This is a genomic window from Vreelandella azerica, assembly GCF_013112225.1.
Classification (GTDB): domain Bacteria; phylum Pseudomonadota; class Gammaproteobacteria; order Pseudomonadales; family Halomonadaceae; genus Vreelandella; species Vreelandella azerica.
The window spans coordinates 516,209-532,031 of the sequence record NZ_JABFHI010000001.1 but is presented as its reverse complement, the minus strand read 5'-3'; the positions used below and the strand labels follow the sequence as shown (position 1 = coordinate 532,031).

Below are 15,823 nucleotides of genomic sequence, written 5' to 3'. Positions count from 1 at the left end.
AGGACGGCGCGGTTAATGTGTGTTAAGCGCGCATCTCTTTTTCAAACTCGTTCAATGCTGCCTGAAAGGTTTCACGCTCAAAAACCCGCGTCATGTAATCAATCAACGGCTGCACCTGCTTCTCAGGTAGCTCAATATTAAGCTCAGGCAATCGCCAAAGAATCGGCGCCAGGCAACAGTCAACCAAGGTAAATTCATCACTCATGAAGAAAGGCATGTCTTCAAAGATAGGTGAAATACCCACCAGGCTTTCACGTAATTCCTTCCGGGCCTTATCCGCTTCTTTCTTACTCCCCGTGCGAATCGTATCCACCAGTGGGCACCATTCACGTTCTACGCGATGCATCCATAGACGGCTTTGCGCCCGCGCCACAGGATAAACAGGCAACAGTGGAGGATGTGGAAAGCGTTCGTCCAGATACTCCATCATCACCTTGGATTCATACAGTACCAAATCGCGATCCAGCAATGTCGGCACGCTGTTATAAGGGTTAAGCTCAGCAAGTTCCTGCGGTGGCTGTTCGTCGTTAACATCGACGATATCCACCGTCACCCCTTTTTCAGCTAATACAATACGCACACGATGACTGAAATGGTCATCATTGCCCGAATAGAAGATCATCGACGACCGTTTGGCCACAACACCCATGAAATCATCCTCACATCAAATCAACTTGACATCATAACACGCAACCAAGGCGAGCGGGTAAAAGCGGGAACAGACTTTGCCTCAACACGCGAAAGGCGCACAGCAAATGCCATGCGCCTTTCGGTTACATCTTACTTATATCTGACAACGATCAATTAGTGAACATCGCGCCAATACTCACGCTTCAGGAAGTAAGCAATCACACCAAAGATAATGATAAAGATCAGAACTTTGGGCGCTAATGCTTGAGCCTGCAGTTTGGAAGGCTCACCCGCATAGGCCAGGAAGTTGGTGAGGTCATAAATGGCCTCTTCGAACTCATCTGGCTCCATGGCTCCTGGCTGAGTGACCTTCAGGACATCACAGGACTGATACTTACCAGACAATGGGTCAGGCGACTGCCCTGCCACCGGCTGATCTGTCTCGGCACACACCATTTCCTGAACCCCTTGCAATGGCTCAAGCACATTAGGCATGGCTGAGGCCGCAAGCACCGTATTGTTAACGCCAAGCGGCTGACTCGGATCGCGATAGAAGCCCAGCAGATACGAATAAATGTAGTCTGTGCCACGCAGGCGACTCATAAGCGACAGATCAGGCGGTGCTACACCAAACCAGGACTCACCGTCTCCACCATGCATGGCGATCTGCATTTGATCATTAAAAGCCAGATCCGGCGAAAAGATCAGGTTTTCTTCGACAAGATCCTGCGGGATTCCAATGTCCTCTGCTGAGCGCGCAAAACGCTGATGCTCCATTGAATGACAACCCATGCAGTAGTTGACATATAACTTCATGCCATTTTGCAGCGATTCCTTGTTGGATAAGTCAGGATCCATGGAATGCGGGACGCTGGCGCCACCCGCAGCGAACGCCGTTATTGGAAGCAGTGCAAACAGCAGTGCAAATAGTTGCTTTTTCATTAGCCAGTCACCCTTTCCGGAACGGGTTTAGTCTTCTCCAGCCTGGTATAGATCGGCATCAGCAGGAAGAAAGCGAAATACATGGCCGTACATGCCTGGGCTAACAGAGTGCGGCCTTCAGTGGAAGGTAAAACCCCCAACACCCCAAGAATAACAAAACTGATGCAGAAAAGAGCCAGCATCACCTTGGATATCCAGCCTTTATAGCGCATGGAACGCACCGGGCTACGGTCAAGCCACGGAAGTACGAACAGTATGGCAATGGCTCCACCCATAAACAGCACACCAAGAAACTTGGCATCAAGACCGAACAGCGAGAAGGTAATAGCACGCAGAATCGCGTAGAACGGCGTGAAATACCAGACAGGTGCAATATGATCAGGCGTAACAAGCGGGTTAGCCGGCTCAAAGTTGGGCTTCTCTATAAAGTAGCCGCCGCCTTCAGGGAAGTAGAAGACCACAATACAGAAGACAAACAGGAAAATGGCAATACCGACGAGGTCTTTCACCGTGTAATAAGGATGAAAAGCAATGCCATCAAGCGGCTTGCCGGTTTCATCTTTCTTCTGCTTGATGTCGACACCGTCCGGGTTGTTGGAACCTACTTCATGCAGGGCAATAATATGCAGTACAACCAGTGCCAGAATAACAATAGGCAGCGCAACCACATGCAGTGCAAAGAAGCGGTTCAGGGTAATACCTGAGATCAGGTAGTCACCACGCACCCACTGGGCAAGATCAGGGCCGATGCCTGGAATGGCAGAGAACAGTGAGATAATAACCTGGGCGCCCCAGTAAGACATCTGACCCCACGGCAGCAGATAGCCCATGAAGGCTTCGGCCATCAGTGCAAGATAGATGGTCATACCAAATATCCATACCAGTTCGCGCGGCGCTTTATAAGAGCCGTACATCAAGGCACGAAACATGTGCATATAGATAACGACAAAAAATGCCGATGCACCCGTCGTGTGCATGTAGCGTATCAACCAGCCCCATTCCACATCACGCATGATGTATTCAATAGAAGCAAAGGCACCTTCAGCAGAAGGATTGTAACTCATGGTCAGCCACACGCCGGTCAGGATCTGGTTGATCAATACCAGGAGCGCCAGCACGCCAAAGAGGTACAGGAAGTTAAAGTTCTTGGGAGCGTAATATTTGGTCAGATGATCCTGCATCATCTGGGTCGCAGGAAAGCGGTCATCCACCCAGCGCATGATACCGCTTTCTGCTTTAGCCTTGTTCGGGTTAGCCATCAGGCAGCCTCCTCATCTTCGCCAACGATAATAAAATCGTCATTCTCGAAGCGGTATGGCGGCACTTCGAGGTTGGTAGGAGCAGGCACACCGGTAAAGACGCGCCCAGCCAGGTCAAAGCGTGAACCATGGCACGGGCAAAAGAAACCACCCGGCCAATTGTCGACACCTACACCTTCAGCATCCGGTTCAGGGCGATACAATGGTGAGCACCCCAAATGCGTACAGATACCAATCAATACGCCGATCTCACGCTTGACGGAACGCAGCGTACCCGTCACGTATGCAGGCTGCTGCGGCACTGATGAATCAGGATCTGCCAGACGGCCGGTGTCCAGCGCCTCAGTCCGCTCGATCATTTCAGCAGAGCGGTTGATGATCCATACTGGCTTACCACGCCATTCCACCGTCATACGCTGCCCAACTTCAAGCTTTGAAATATCTGCTCGAACGGGTGCACCTGCCGCCTTTGCCTTGGCACTAGGCTGCCAAGAAGCCACGAAGGGAACCGCAACCCCAACAGCGCCCACCGCACCCACTACGGAGGTGGCACCAACAAGGAAGCGGCGCCGACCTTTGTTTACGCCGTTATCTGCCATTTCTGGTTTCTCCCATCAGCTTACCCGTACCGCCACCAGAGTATACCGTGACGACGAATATCAAATATTGTCTATGTTAAAAAAACAAAGCGCATTACACAAGAACAACCGCCATTGACCATGGTGGTAGATGCTATGTAACTTTATGATATTGCATAAAAAAACGCCCAGGCGCGTGACCTGAGCGTTGTACTGAATAACGCTGGAATTAACGCTTTGAGAACTGAGGACGACGACGCGCTTTGCGAAGGCCGACTTTCTTACGTTCAACCTGGCGAGCATCGCGGGTTACATAACCGGCTTCACGCAGCGCAGGACGCAGGTCTTCATTGTAGACCATCAGCGCACGGGTAATACCGTGACGAATCGCCCCAGCCTGTGAAGAACCACCACCGCCTTCAACAGTGACGTAGACGTCAAACTGGTTAAGCGTATCAGTAAGTTCCAGTGGCTGGCGAACCACCATACGACCGGTAACGCGACCAAAGTACTGATCTAGTTCGCGGTTATTCACGGTGATCTTGCCGGAACCCGGCTTCAGGAAAACACGGGCGGTGGAAGTCTTGCGGCGCCCGGTACCGTAATACTGCTGTGTCATGGCGAAGATTTCCTTAAATGTTCAGTTCAAGCGGCTGCTGTGCAGTGTGCGGATGCTCGGCGCCAGCATAGACTTTAAGTTTAGAGTACATGGCGCGACCTAGCGGCCCTTTCGGCAGCATGCCTTTGACAGCTGACTCAATGATACGCTCAGGCGCATGATCAAGCATCTTGTCAAACGTCATGGAGCGCAGGCCACCCGGGTAACCAGTGTGACGGTAGTAAGTCTTGGCCTTAGCCTTGTTACCCGTGACATGTACTTTCTCAGCGTTGATGACGACAATGTAGTCACCAGTATCAACGTGAGGTGTAAATTCGGGCTTATGCTTGCCACGCAGGCGGCGAGCAATTGGTTGCCAGACGACCGAGCGTCTTGTCCGTAGCATCGACAACATACCAGTCGCGCTGGACGGACTGCGGCTTAGCACTGAACGTCTTCATGGATGAAATCACCAATTAAAGTTGATTGGGTATCTGTGTCCCTTTATCAGGCCAGATACCATCCCTATTTTTTTGGTTGCTAAAATGTGCACTACTGCCTGCACATCACAACAACATCAAGCGAGGCGGCATATTACAGGAGTCGCCCGTACAAGTTAACCCTCAGCCCGATTTTTTTATCCAAGGTCAGCCCATGCAAGCCTTCAAGGCTTGTGCGCCAGCGCCAAATAATCATGTGACTGCATTTCCTGAAGACGTGACAGCGTTCGCTGAAACTCAAAGTTCAGCCTGCCGTCGGTATACAATTCATCAATCGGCACTTGGGCTGACATCAGCAACTTAACGCCACGGTCATAGAACTCATCCACCATATTGATAAAGCGCCTGGCCTGGTCTTCGTTACTGGCGCCCATCTGATTGACATTGGAAACCAGTACAGTGTGGAATTCCCGGGCAAGCTCAATATAGTCATTCTGGCTACGCGGGCCATCACAGAGCTCCAGAAACTCGCACCAGAGCACGTCATCATGCAGGCGCTTGGCCTTGATAGTACGATGATTCACCTCCAACGGAACGTCCACCTCCCCTTCGTGGCCGGAGATTTCGCGGAAACTGCGCAGCAATTCGACTTCCGCCGCTTCATCCAGTGGGGAATGGAATATTTCGGCGCGTTCGAGGGCTCGCAGACGGTAATCAATCCCTGAATCAACATTAACCACCTCACAGTGTCGGTTCAGAAGATCGATAGCAGGTATGAAACGCGCTCGCTGCAAGCCGTCCTTATATAGGTCATCGGGAACAATATTTGAGGTAGCCACCAACACAACCCCCTTCTCGAACAAGGCTTCAAGCAGATTGGCCAGTATCATGGCATCGGTAATGTCCTTGACAAAAAATTCGTCAAAGCAGATGACGCGCCTCGGCGGCGAACTTTCCTGCAATCAGCTGAAGAGGATTCTTTTCACCTTTATAGTGATTGAGCTCATTATGAACTCGCTGCATGAAGCGATGAAAATGGGTACGCATCTTGTCAGCAAATGGCAGAGACTCATAAAAAGTATCCACCAGATAAGTTTTCCCTCTCCCAACCCCTCCCCAAAAATAAAGCCCTTGGAAAGCGGGCTCGTTAGCCAAGGAAGAGTTACTAGCGCTCCCCTCCCGAACCAGCTTGTCAGGCGCGCCTTGACACCTTTGCCACCAGCAGGTGCCGAGGACTGTAGCCGAGCCGTCACCAAATCATCATACAGCCGTTGCAGGTGTTCAACAGCGGCTTGCTGAGCAGCATCATACTGAAAATCATCACGCTGCAGATCAGCACGATACCGTTCTATGGGGGTTGCAAATCTTGTCACAGTGTCTCCATAGGCAACAGTTCAGAGGTTGCTGGTTTGACCAGCCTTAGCAGTACCAACGGCAGTCCATTTTGTTACCAGCTATTTTAATGGCAAGAGTTTATACGCTGGCGTCTAATAACGCACATCATGGATTGACCTCAACGTCTTGATGGCGACTATAATAGCTTGGTAACCAATTGATGAGCCGTTCTAATCGGCGCATTGTATTCCCAGACGTTAGGAGATAAGTGTGCAAGCAAGTTCTGAACTGATATTTGCTCTGTCAGGCGTCGTGGTAGGCATTATTTTTGGTGTTTTCGGCTATCGTTTGCTCAGCAGAAACCATCGTGAAAGTAACCTGATGCAACAGAAGCTACTGGAAAGCGAACGCCAGGTTGAGGAGCTCAAAGCGCGCATGGGAACCCATCTGCTCGATGCCCATCAGCATATTAACACTTTGCGAACTACCGCACACCAGCTTGAACAACAGCTGGCACAGGAAGCCCGATACTGGCAGCTGGATGATGAAAAACTCCAACGTCTGAATCTGAGCAGCGCCACTCAAAAGAGCTCATCAGAGCCTTCGATTCTAAAAGCAGCGGACAGCACCCTGGAAGCCGGTGTACCCCGCGATTATGCTGACGGCAAAAGCGGCACTCTTTCAGAAGACTTCGGCCTGAAAGAGCGCGAGCAGGCGCCTCAACCACCTCGCTACTGAACCAGTATTATTTATAAATGAATCATTGATAGGTGCATCATAGCTGAACTGGCTAGCACCCTCAGCGCCAGTTCAGCTCCTGCACGTCATGCGGGATTATCAATATCCACAAAGCGATGCTCTATCGCAAACTGAGACGCCAACCATTCACCCAGCGCTTCAACCCCATAGCGCTCGGTCGCATGATGCCCAGCCGCAATGTAGTGAACACCCATTTCCCGCGCCAGATGTGTTGTACGCTCGGAAATTTCACCTGACACAAACGCCTGGGCACCTCCTTCAAATGCCTGGATAATCATGTCCTGCGCTCCCCCTGTACACCAGGCAATTCGCTCAATACGTTTGGCTCTGGCGCGGCTGATTCAATCGTTAGCGGTGCACGGTTCAACACCTTTGCCGTCTGAACTTCAAGCTCTGCCAAGGTGCATGGTTTTGCTGTATGCCCAAGCCATAGCAGGCCTTCGCCCTGCTCTCCGTCCAGGCAACGTTCAAACTGCCAGCCAAATCGCTTGGCAAGTTGAGCATTGTTACCCAGTACAGGATGCGCATCGAGAGGCAGGTGATAGGCCAACAGATTGATATCATTGGCTAACACGGTGCGAATCCGGCGCTGCTTCATACCGGTCAATGCAACGGGTTCGTTTTTCCAGAAGTAACCATGATGAACCAAAACTGCATCAGCTTGCCATTCAACGGCTTCATCCAGCAGTGCCTGACAGGCCGTCACACCGCTAAGCAATCGTCGTATCTCACCGCGCCCTTCTATCTGCAGGCCATTAAGCGTGTAATCCTTGAAGTCAGGTGCCTTAAGCTCCTGATCACAGACCGCTACCAAGCGTTCATGTTCAATCATTGCGCTATTCTCACTCCTGCTACGTTGAATCATAGGGTTTAGCCTAAACGAACATTACGTCAATCAGCATCGCTAAACTTAGTTTTTGCTATGCACAAATCACCCTTGATGTAATGTTATGATACTTACTTTAAATCGCAGCAGCTGTCGCGGTTAGTCAAAGCGAGCTGTGATTCAACACTATTTTCAACTAGGCTTTAACTGCAAGGAAGAATTCATGCACCGCTATGTAACGCTGTATATTGGCCCTGTTATCATTGGCATATTACTGGCGGTGTTACTGTTGGCGTTGTTTCCTGAGCAGATTCCTAATCCTTTTACTCCGCAGGAACGCACTACCACCACGCCGCCGTCTGAAGGCAGAGCCTTTGTCTCGACCGTCGGCTCTGACCGCAGCCCTCCAAAGCGACCCATACCAGAGATTACCCAGGCTGCACCGCTAAGCCGTGATACAGGCCCCGTCAGCTATTCCCATGCGGTCAGTACAGCCGCACCTGCTGTGGTTAATATCTATTCTTCACGGGTGGTCAACCGCGACAACCACCCCTTGCGCTCCGACCCTTTTTTCGAGCAGTTCTTTAATGGTGATGATGCCACCAGCCAGCAGCGCATGCTATCCAGTCTCGGCTCTGGCGTTATCGTCAGCCCGGATGGCTATGTGCTGACTAACCATCATGTCATCAACGGAGCTGACAAAATTCAGGTCGCGTTACGCGATGGACGCGAGTCCATTGCTGAAGTGATCGGCACTGATCCGGAAAGTGACCTGGCGGTGCTACGCATTCCTCTGGATAACCTGCCGGTGATCAAGCTTAGCAACTCAGAAAACACTGCCGTTGGGGATGTTGCCCTGGCCATCGGCAACCCCTTTGGCGTTGGTCAGACCGTGACCATGGGTATTATCAGCGCCACTGGGAGAAGTCATCTTGGCATTAACGCCTATGAAGATTTCATTCAGACCGATGCTGCTATCAACCCCGGCAATTCAGGCGGCGCTTTGGAACCCCCTAACGGCGCCCTGGTGGGTATCAATACCGCCATTTTTTCCCGCTCAGGTGGGTCACAGGGGATCGGCTTTGCCATTCCTGCCAACCTGGCCCATAGCGTGTTGAATGAACTGGTCACTCAGGGGCGGGTCATTCGTGGCTGGTTGGGTATCGAAGCGCAGACCCTGTCAAGAGAACTGGCCGCCTCCTTTGGGTTACGCAACCCCCAAGGCATGATCATTGCCGGTGCCATCAAAGGTGGCCCGGCGGACAAGGCGGGTTTGCAGCCAGGCGATGTATTGCTGGCTGTGGATGGTCAACCGGTACTTGATGCTCGCGCCACCATGAGCAATATTGCCGCCATCAAACCGGGCACTCGCCTGCCCGTCACGATTGTCAGAAATGGGGAACGCCAGGATCTGACTCTTGAGGTTGCAGAACGCCCCATTCCCAGTGTGCCGGTCGAAGAGCCAAACGCACAGAACGTAAAAGAATAAGGCTCTTTCGCCTAACCCCGAAAATAAACAGGCCACCCTAAGGTGGCCTGTGCTGTCTTGGCAGTAAGTTTGGACTGATTGCTTGTCCCCCTAGCGCTTCAGACGATACTCCGCAGAGCGAGCATGGGCCGTCAGTGACTCACCCCTGGCCAGCACTGACGCCACCTCGCCCAGGGTACTGGCGCCATCAGCCGAGCAGTGAATGATCGACGAACGTTTCTGGAAATCATACACGCCAAGCGGCGATGAAAAGCGCGCAGTGCCAGAGGTCGGCAGCACATGATTTGGGCCGGCGCAATAATCACCCAGTGCTTCTGCTGTATAACGTCCCATGAAAATCGCACCGGCGTGGCGAATCTCGGGTAGCCAGGCGTCTGGGTCGCTCACTGAAAGCTCCAGGTGTTCGGGGGCAATCCGGTTGATCAATGCCAGGGCTTCCTGCTGGTTCTCACATTGAATCAGGGCACCCCGCTTGCGCATTGAGGCACGCACAATCTCATGGCGCTCCAGCGTTGGCATCAGGCGCTCAATGGCCTCTTCGACCGCGTTCAGATGCTCCTCATCCCAGCTGACCAAAATCGCCTGAGCGTCTTCGTCGTGCTCCGCCTGGGAGAACAGATCCATGGCAATCCAGTCAGGATGGGTCTGGCCGTCACAAATCACCAGAATCTCTGACGGTCCGGCGATCATATCGATCCCAACCTGGCCAAATACCGCACGCTTGGCAGTTGCCACGTAGATATTGCCGGGGCCAACAATCTTATCGACCCGTGGAACGCTTTCGGTGCCGTAAGCCATGGCGGCAACCGCCTGGGCGCCACCAATAGTGAAGACGTGATCCACACCGGCCAAGTAAGCGGCCGCCAGCACCATATCGTTGAGAATGCCATCTGGGGTGGGTACCACCATGACGATTTCCCTGACCCCGGCCACATGCGCTGGAATCGCGTTCATCAACACTGATGACGGATAGGACGCCTTACCTCCGGGCACGTAAATTCCCGCCCGATCAAGCGGCGTCACCTGCTGACCCAAGACAGTCCCGTCGTCTTCTGTGTACTGCCAGGATGACGGTTTCTGATGCTCGTGATAGCGACGAATACGCTCGGCGGCATCCGCCAGTGCCTCGCGCTGGTCAGCCGGTAGCGCATGATAGGCGGTTTCCAGCTGCTCCTGCGACAGACACAGCTCCTGCATGGAGGATACCGATAGGCGGTCAAAGCGATTGGTCGCTTCAACAACGGCCGCGTCGCCGCGCTGCTTGACCTGGTGAAGGATATCTTCTACGCGCTGCTGGACAGCGCGATCTGAAACGCCTTCCCAGTCCAGCAAGGCGTCAAGGCGCTGATCAAAATCGGCGTCACGGGTCGCAAGACGTGCCACCGATGACATACTCATGGTTTCGCTCATGGCTACCTCACTCATGGATAACGGATTCGCTCTCGTGGATCAGTTGCTGACAGCCGTACTTTGACGATCAACGACCGCCGCTCGCAGGCGCTCAATGAGCGGCTTGATCTGGCGGTGCTTCATGGTCATGGCGGCCTTATTGACAACCAACCGGGTGCTGATAGTTGCGATCAGCTCGCGTGGCTCCATGCCGTTAGCTCGTAGGGTATTACCGGTATCCACAATATCGACAATTTCATCCGCCAGATTCATCAAGGGGGCAAGCTCCATGGCGCCGTAAAGCTTGATCACCTCGGCCTGAATACCCTGCTCGGCATAGTAGCGCCGTGCAACGTCAACAAACTTGGTGGCCACGCGGCGACGGGCATGCCCTGGCAATTCTCCCTTGATACCAGCGGTCATCAGCTTGCAGCGGGCAATTTCCAGATCCAGTGGCTCATAAAGCCCCTGCTCACCATGCTCAAGCAGGACATCCTTGCCAGCCACCCCAAGGTCCGCGGCCCCTAGCTGTACATAGGTGGGCACATCAGTCGCCCGGATAACAACCAGCTTCACCTCAGGCAGATTGGTATCAAATAACAACTTGCGACTTTTACCCAGATCTTCAAGAGGGGTAATGCCAGCGTCGGCCAATAGCGGCAAGGTTTCCTGCAGAATTCGCCCTTTGGAGAGCGCTAGAATCAATTGCTTACTCATCTTGGTTGCCAATGGTTAGTGCATGACTCAGCCCGGAATACGACGAATGCGCGCCCCTAACTGCTGAAGTTTTTCCTCGATGCATTCGTAACCACGATCAATGTGGTAAATGCGATCTACCAGCGTGTCTCCCTCTGCCATCATGGCGGCAATTACCAGCGACGCCGAGGCGCGCAGATCGGTGGCCATCACGGGCGCTCCCGAAAGCTTTTCAACGCCGTTGATCAGTGCCGTATTGCCTTCAAGTGCAATATCAGCCCCCATGCGGTTGAGCTCCTGAACGTGCATGAAACGATTTTCAAAAATGGTCTCAACTACTCTGGAACTGCCATCAGCAACCGCATTCATGGCCACAAACTGGGCCTGCATATCGGTTGGAAAAGCCGGATAGGGCGCCGTCCTCAGATTGACAGGCTTGGGGCGCTGGCCGTGCATATCCAGGGCAATCCAGTCGTCTCCGGTGGTGATTGATGCGCCGGCTTCTTCAAGCTTGGCAAGCACGGCTTCAAGAATATCCGCCCGGGTCCGAGTGACCTTGACGCGCCCACGGGTCATCGCAGCGGCGACCAGAAAGGTACCGGTTTCAATCCGGTCTGGCATCACATCGTGTTCGCAGCCGTGCAGACGCTCGACACCGTCAATCACGATGGTATCCGTACCGTGCCCGCGAATCTGCGCGCCCATCTTGATCAGGCATTCGGCCAGATCCACCACCTCAGGCTCCCGCGCGGCGTTTTCAAGTATCGTCATGCCGTCTGCCAGGGTCGCCGCCATCAACAGATTCTCAGTACCGGTAACCGTCACCGTATCAAAGAAAATCGTCGCGCCCTTAAGGCGCTTATCAACCCGGGCACGAATATAGCCATTTTCCACGCGGATCTCGGCACCCATGGCCTCAAGGCCGCGAATATGCAGATCAACCGGGCGTGACCCGATTGCACAGCCCCCGGAAGAGAAACGTCAGCATGGCCGAAATGTGCCAACAGAGGGCCAAGCACCAGAATGGACGCGCGCATCTTCTTGACCAGCTCATAGGGCGCATGACAATCGGTTACCTGAGAGCCATCAAGCTGAATGGTCATTCTATCGCCCATGACCGGTTCAACGCCCATTCTGCCCAGTAGCTCCAGGGTGGTGGTAATATCCTGCAGATGAGGCAGATTACCAATGACCACAGGACCATCGGCCAGCAGGCTGGCACATAAAATTGGCAAGGCCGCATTCTTGGCACCGCTGGCCCACACCTCACCTTCAACCACGCCATTGCCTGTAATCAGTAACTTATCCATAGAATCTGCCGTTATTGGGCGCTTTCAGGCGCGCTTTCCCACTGCGTCGGTGTAAAGGTCTTGATACTGATGGCGTGTAGCGCACCCGATGCTATCTCGTCGCTAAGAGCACCGTAAACCAGCTGCTGACGTTTGACCGGCGTCAAGCCGTCAAAAACATTCCCGACGGCCGTTACCTGAAAATTGCAGCCTTCGCCTTGAATGAAAAACTCACATCCTTCAAGACGAGACTCCAGCAAGGCCTTCACTTCACTCGGTTGCATTAGCAAACTCCTGTTGAAAACAGCATAAAATCAAGGCTTATGATAAAGAAAAGCAACCGCTTTGGCGATTGCTCCATTGCATTAGGCATTATTACTGTTAATAGGAAATCAGGCAGAGCCAGCAGGAGGCGCCGAAAATTTCAGCAAGGTTTCCAGCTCGGCCAAGTCAGCCAGTCGACGCAACGGCGCCGACAAGTCAACCGAAACAATGTTGAGGGAATATTGGCGACTGATGCGCATCCATTCCAGCAGCACGCTAAGCGCCGCACTGCTTGCCTTGTCGACCCCTTCAAAGCTGATACGCAGTTCACGGCTGCTGGTGTTGGCCAGCCACTGGCTGCCGGCCGCCGCTAGTGCGGCGGCCGTCGTTGCGTCCACACCGCCGCTCACCCACAGAGTATCGCCGCGCTGTTCCAGCTCTAAGCCCTGATGCGAGAAAAGCTTGCTCACGCGTTTCCGCCTTCTTCCAGCTCATCAACGCCCACTCCAGGCGACCAGTTATCAATAACCGCATCATAATCGCGGTTATTGTCACGCATGGCCTGATCGAACTGGTTGCGGAACGTCAGTCCGAGATTGATGCCGTTGACAATCACATTAACAACTCGCCACCTACCATCAGAAAGACGAAGGCTGTAGCTGACGGGATAGACAGTGCCATCATTCGCCACGATTTCCATATCCACGCTGGCTTGGTCTTCATAACGCTGGGCGCGCTGGTTGTCCAGAACACGGATCTCATCGTAGTCAAATGTCACCAGACCCTGGGTGTAGGTATCGATTAGGGTCTGGCGGAAAACTTTTACAAACTTACTGCGCTGCTCGGGGGTCGCATTGCGAAAGTAGCTACCCATGACGCTTGCCCCGATATAGCGAAAATCAGCCACATTCTCCAGATTTTCGTCGACAAGCTTTTTCAACTCATCAACGTTATTGGCGTAATAGTCTTTGCGCGATTCCAGCTCACCCATAAAGGTGTCGATATTATTACGCACGACTTCTTCAGGCCCCATGGATTGAGCCTGAGCCGTTGGCGCAAGCGCCAGCAGGAGAGCAAATAATGTTGCCAGCCATACGATTGGCTTACGAAGTCCGTTGTTACTTACCATCATCATGCTGTTCCTTTTAATTACTGATTCACGCAGTGTCATTTATAAAAAGATAAGACACTGCGTAGCGTCAACCGTTCGCCATACTCGACACAAACTGCTGTATCAATTCTTCCAGCACCACGGCTGACTGGGTATCACGTATGGTGTCTCCATCTGCCAACATCTCCGGGTCACCACCAATGCTCAGGCCAATATACTGCTCACCCAACAGGCCAGCCGTCAGAATCGCGGCGGTTGAATCACGGCTGATCTGCCCTTCAAGATCACTGTTGAGCTTCATGACAACCCGAGCATCATACCATTCGGTATCCAGCTCAATGGATTCCACCCGCCCTACGGTAACGCCTGCCATGGTGACCCGCGCACGCGGTTTCAGACTACCGATATTGGCAAAGTTGGCTTCGAGGTGAAATGTCTGTGTTGAAGAAGTGAGCGACAGGCCACTGACCCTCAAGCCTAGAAAAATCAGCCCGACAATACCAGCCAACATGAAAAGTCCAACGCCCAACTCCATGGTTTTACTGCGTTTCATGTATTTTCTCCAACGTTAAAGGCCGCCAAACATCACGGCGGTCAAGACAAAATCCAACCCTAGTACTGCCAGCGACGAATACACCACGGTGCGGGTTGTAGCGCGTGAAATACCTTCGGATGTTGGCACCAGGTCATATCCCTGAAAAACGGCAATCCAGGTCACCACCACAGCAAACACCATGCTTTTGATCATGCCATTGCCCACATCATTCAAGAAGGTAACGCTGGCCTGCATGTTGCTCCAGTAAGAGCCTTCAAATACGCCCAGCCATTGCACACCCACCAGATAACCGCCCCAGACCCCTACAACGCTGAAACCAACAGTAAGAATCGGCAGCGACACAAACCCGGCCCAAAGACGAGGCGCTACCACACGGCGGAGTGGGTCGACTCCGATCATCTCCATGCTCGACAACTGTTCAGTGGCTTTCATCAGGCCAATTTCAGCGGTCAAGGCTGAGCCCGCTCGGCCCGCAAACAAGAGTGCCGCCACCACAGGTGCCAGTTCACGCAGCAAGGATAAGGCGACCATCTGGCCCAGCGCTTCCTCAGCGCCAAACTCAACGAGGATGGTGTAGCCCTGGAGTGAAATCACCATGCCAATAAATAACCCTGACACCAGCACGATCGCCAACGACAGAACGCCGACAAAATGCATCTGCTGCATCCATAGCCGCCAGCCTTCCCGCGAAGGAAAACTGATCGCCGACTGGCCAAGAAACAGGCCAGCCCGACCCAGGGCTTCCAACAGGTCGCATCCCTTGCGTCCCAGCCTGGTTACCCGTGCAAGGGCGTGGGAAAAGTTTGCATCCATCTAACCGATCCTTGTGGTTGCATCGTCATTAAGAATGTCGTCGTAAAACGGCTGTGCCGGATAGTGAAAGGGCACAGGCCCATCCGGCTGGCCATGCATGAACTGCTCGACCCGCGGATCTTGATGCGTATCCAGCATCTGCGGTGTCCCGTGGGCGACAACCTCGCCGTCAGCAATCAGATACAGGTAATCCGCAATACTCAAGGTTTCCTTGATATCGTGAGATACCACCACTGAGGTCAGCTCAAGCGCCTGATTAAGCCGCTTGATCAGCTGCACCAGCACCCCCATTGAAATAGGGTCCTGGCCGACGAAAGGCTCGTCATACAGAATCAGCTCAGGGTCCAGGGCTACCGCACGGGCCAGGGCTACGCGGCGAGCCATGCCCCGGAAAGCTCGGACGGCATCAACTCCCGAGCCCCTCTGAGGCCCACTGCCTGCAGTTTCAGAAGCACGATATCGCGCACCATGGCATCTGGCAGATTGGTATGCACCCGAAGAGGAAACGCCACATTTTCGAACACATCCAGATCGGAAAACAAAGCGCCGCTCTGGAACAGCATTCCCATACGTTGACGCAGTTTGAACAACGCCTTCCTGGAAAGCGTATTGACATCCTGACCGTCGATCAGGATTCGTCCACTGTCTGGCGTTAACTGCCCGCCAATCAGCTTCAACAGGGTGGTTTTGCCCGTACCGCTCGGGCCCATGATGGCGGTGACTCTACCGCGAGGAATGGACATATTCACGCCACGAAAGATCTCGTGATCCCCTCGCGTAAAGTACAGATCCTGTATTTCAATAAAAGCAGTATCAGTCATATAAAACCCGGCACTCACCTTGTGCGCA

At 53.2% G+C, this 15,823-nt stretch carries 14 protein-coding genes and 5 pseudogenes; 2 read left to right on the top strand and 17 right to left on the bottom strand.

Going from position 1 to position 15,823, the window contains the following annotated elements; all coding sequences use genetic code 11:
* Window positions 1-22 precede the first annotated feature (22 nt).
* The 7 genes and pseudogenes from sspA to zapE all read right to left on the bottom strand — a co-directional run bounded on the left by sspA (window position 23) and on the right by zapE (window position 5,820).
* Window positions 23-649 carry a stringent starvation protein SspA gene (sspA, locus tag HLB35_RS02570; RefSeq protein ID WP_171701374.1) on the bottom strand — a complete coding sequence of 209 codons (627 nt, stop codon included), beginning with the start codon at window positions 647-649 and terminating at the stop codon, window positions 23-25.
* Between the two features lie 155 nt (window positions 650-804).
* On the bottom strand, window positions 805-1,572 hold the full coding sequence (locus HLB35_RS02565) for a cytochrome c1 (protein WP_171701373.1): 768 nt from the start codon (window positions 1,570-1,572) through the stop codon (window positions 805-807).
* The gene (locus HLB35_RS02560) at window positions 1,572-2,831 is read right to left on the bottom strand and encodes a cytochrome b (RefSeq protein WP_171701372.1); all 1,260 of its coding nucleotides are present in this window, start codon (window positions 2,829-2,831) and stop codon (window positions 1,572-1,574) included. Before HLB35_RS02560 ends, HLB35_RS02565 begins: the two co-directional genes overlap by 1 nt.
* Window positions 2,831-3,430, bottom strand: coding sequence for a ubiquinol-cytochrome c reductase iron-sulfur subunit (gene petA / locus HLB35_RS02555; protein ID WP_171701371.1), 600 nt, complete (start codon window positions 3,428-3,430; stop codon window positions 2,831-2,833). The genes HLB35_RS02560 and petA overlap by 1 nt, the downstream gene beginning before the upstream one ends.
* A gap of 208 nt (window positions 3,431-3,638) precedes the next feature.
* Window positions 3,639-4,028, bottom strand: a complete 390-nt coding sequence (gene rpsI, locus HLB35_RS02550) for a 30S ribosomal protein S9 (RefSeq protein ID WP_171701370.1) — start codon at window positions 4,026-4,028, stop codon at window positions 3,639-3,641.
* Between the two features lie 13 nt (window positions 4,029-4,041).
* Window positions 4,042-4,468: pseudogene (gene rplM / locus HLB35_RS02545) on the bottom strand (50S ribosomal protein L13).
* 203 nt (window positions 4,469-4,671) lie between these two features.
* Window positions 4,672-5,820 (bottom strand): annotated as a pseudogene (zapE, locus tag HLB35_RS02540) (cell division protein ZapE).
* Window positions 5,821-6,052: 232 nt separating this feature from the next.
* On the opposite strand from zapE, the gene HLB35_RS02535 reads away from it, so the two are divergent.
* Entirely contained in the window at window positions 6,053-6,520 is a 468-nt protein-coding gene (locus HLB35_RS02535; protein ID WP_171701369.1) for a ZapG family protein, read from the top strand.
* Window positions 6,521-6,606: 86 nt separating this feature from the next.
* On the opposite strand, the pseudogene HLB35_RS02530 reads toward HLB35_RS02535, so the two are convergent.
* Window positions 6,607-7,373 (bottom strand): annotated as a pseudogene (locus HLB35_RS02530) (Nif3-like dinuclear metal center hexameric protein).
* Between the two features lie 217 nt (window positions 7,374-7,590).
* Here HLB35_RS02530 and HLB35_RS02525 point away from each other — a divergent pair.
* Window positions 7,591-8,856 carry a trypsin-like peptidase domain-containing protein gene (locus HLB35_RS02525; RefSeq protein ID WP_171701368.1) on the top strand — a complete coding sequence of 422 codons (1,266 nt, stop codon included), beginning with the start codon at window positions 7,591-7,593 and terminating at the stop codon, window positions 8,854-8,856.
* A 90-nt stretch (window positions 8,857-8,946) separates the two neighbouring features.
* Here HLB35_RS02525 and hisD read toward each other — a convergent pair whose 3' ends face one another.
* From hisD to HLB35_RS02480, 9 genes and pseudogenes are all read right to left on the bottom strand, one after another.
* Window positions 8,947-10,266, bottom strand: coding sequence for a histidinol dehydrogenase (hisD, locus tag HLB35_RS02520; RefSeq protein ID WP_171701367.1), 1,320 nt, complete (start codon window positions 10,264-10,266; stop codon window positions 8,947-8,949).
* A 39-nt stretch (window positions 10,267-10,305) separates the two neighbouring features.
* A complete protein-coding gene (gene hisG / locus HLB35_RS02515) occupies window positions 10,306-10,962 on the bottom strand; it encodes an ATP phosphoribosyltransferase (protein ID WP_171701366.1) in 657 nt (218 codons plus the stop codon).
* 27 nt (window positions 10,963-10,989) lie between these two features.
* Window positions 10,990-12,251, bottom strand: a pseudogene (gene murA, locus HLB35_RS02510) (UDP-N-acetylglucosamine 1-carboxyvinyltransferase).
* Window positions 12,252-12,262: 11 nt separating this feature from the next.
* Window positions 12,263-12,514: a BolA family protein gene (locus HLB35_RS02505; protein WP_171701365.1), complete on the bottom strand. Its 252-nt coding sequence runs from the start codon at window positions 12,512-12,514 to the stop codon at window positions 12,263-12,265.
* A gap of 108 nt (window positions 12,515-12,622) precedes the next feature.
* Window positions 12,623-12,964, bottom strand: coding sequence for an STAS domain-containing protein (locus tag HLB35_RS02500; RefSeq protein WP_171701364.1), 342 nt, complete (start codon window positions 12,962-12,964; stop codon window positions 12,623-12,625).
* The gene (locus HLB35_RS02495) at window positions 12,961-13,626 is read right to left on the bottom strand and encodes an MlaC/ttg2D family ABC transporter substrate-binding protein (RefSeq protein WP_235936945.1); all 666 of its coding nucleotides are present in this window, start codon (window positions 13,624-13,626) and stop codon (window positions 12,961-12,963) included. The genes HLB35_RS02500 and HLB35_RS02495 overlap by 4 nt, the downstream gene beginning before the upstream one ends.
* A 67-nt stretch (window positions 13,627-13,693) precedes the next feature.
* The gene (gene mlaD, locus HLB35_RS02490) at window positions 13,694-14,158 is read right to left on the bottom strand and encodes an outer membrane lipid asymmetry maintenance protein MlaD (RefSeq protein ID WP_171701363.1); all 465 of its coding nucleotides are present in this window, start codon (window positions 14,156-14,158) and stop codon (window positions 13,694-13,696) included.
* A 15-nt stretch (window positions 14,159-14,173) separates the two neighbouring features.
* Window positions 14,174-14,974 (bottom strand): lipid asymmetry maintenance ABC transporter permease subunit MlaE, encoded by an 801-nt coding sequence (gene mlaE, locus HLB35_RS02485; protein WP_171701362.1) that lies wholly within the window; start codon window positions 14,972-14,974, stop codon window positions 14,174-14,176.
* A pseudogene (locus tag HLB35_RS02480) lies at window positions 14,975-15,795 on the bottom strand (ATP-binding cassette domain-containing protein).
* Between the last annotated feature and the right edge of the window lie 28 nt (window positions 15,796-15,823).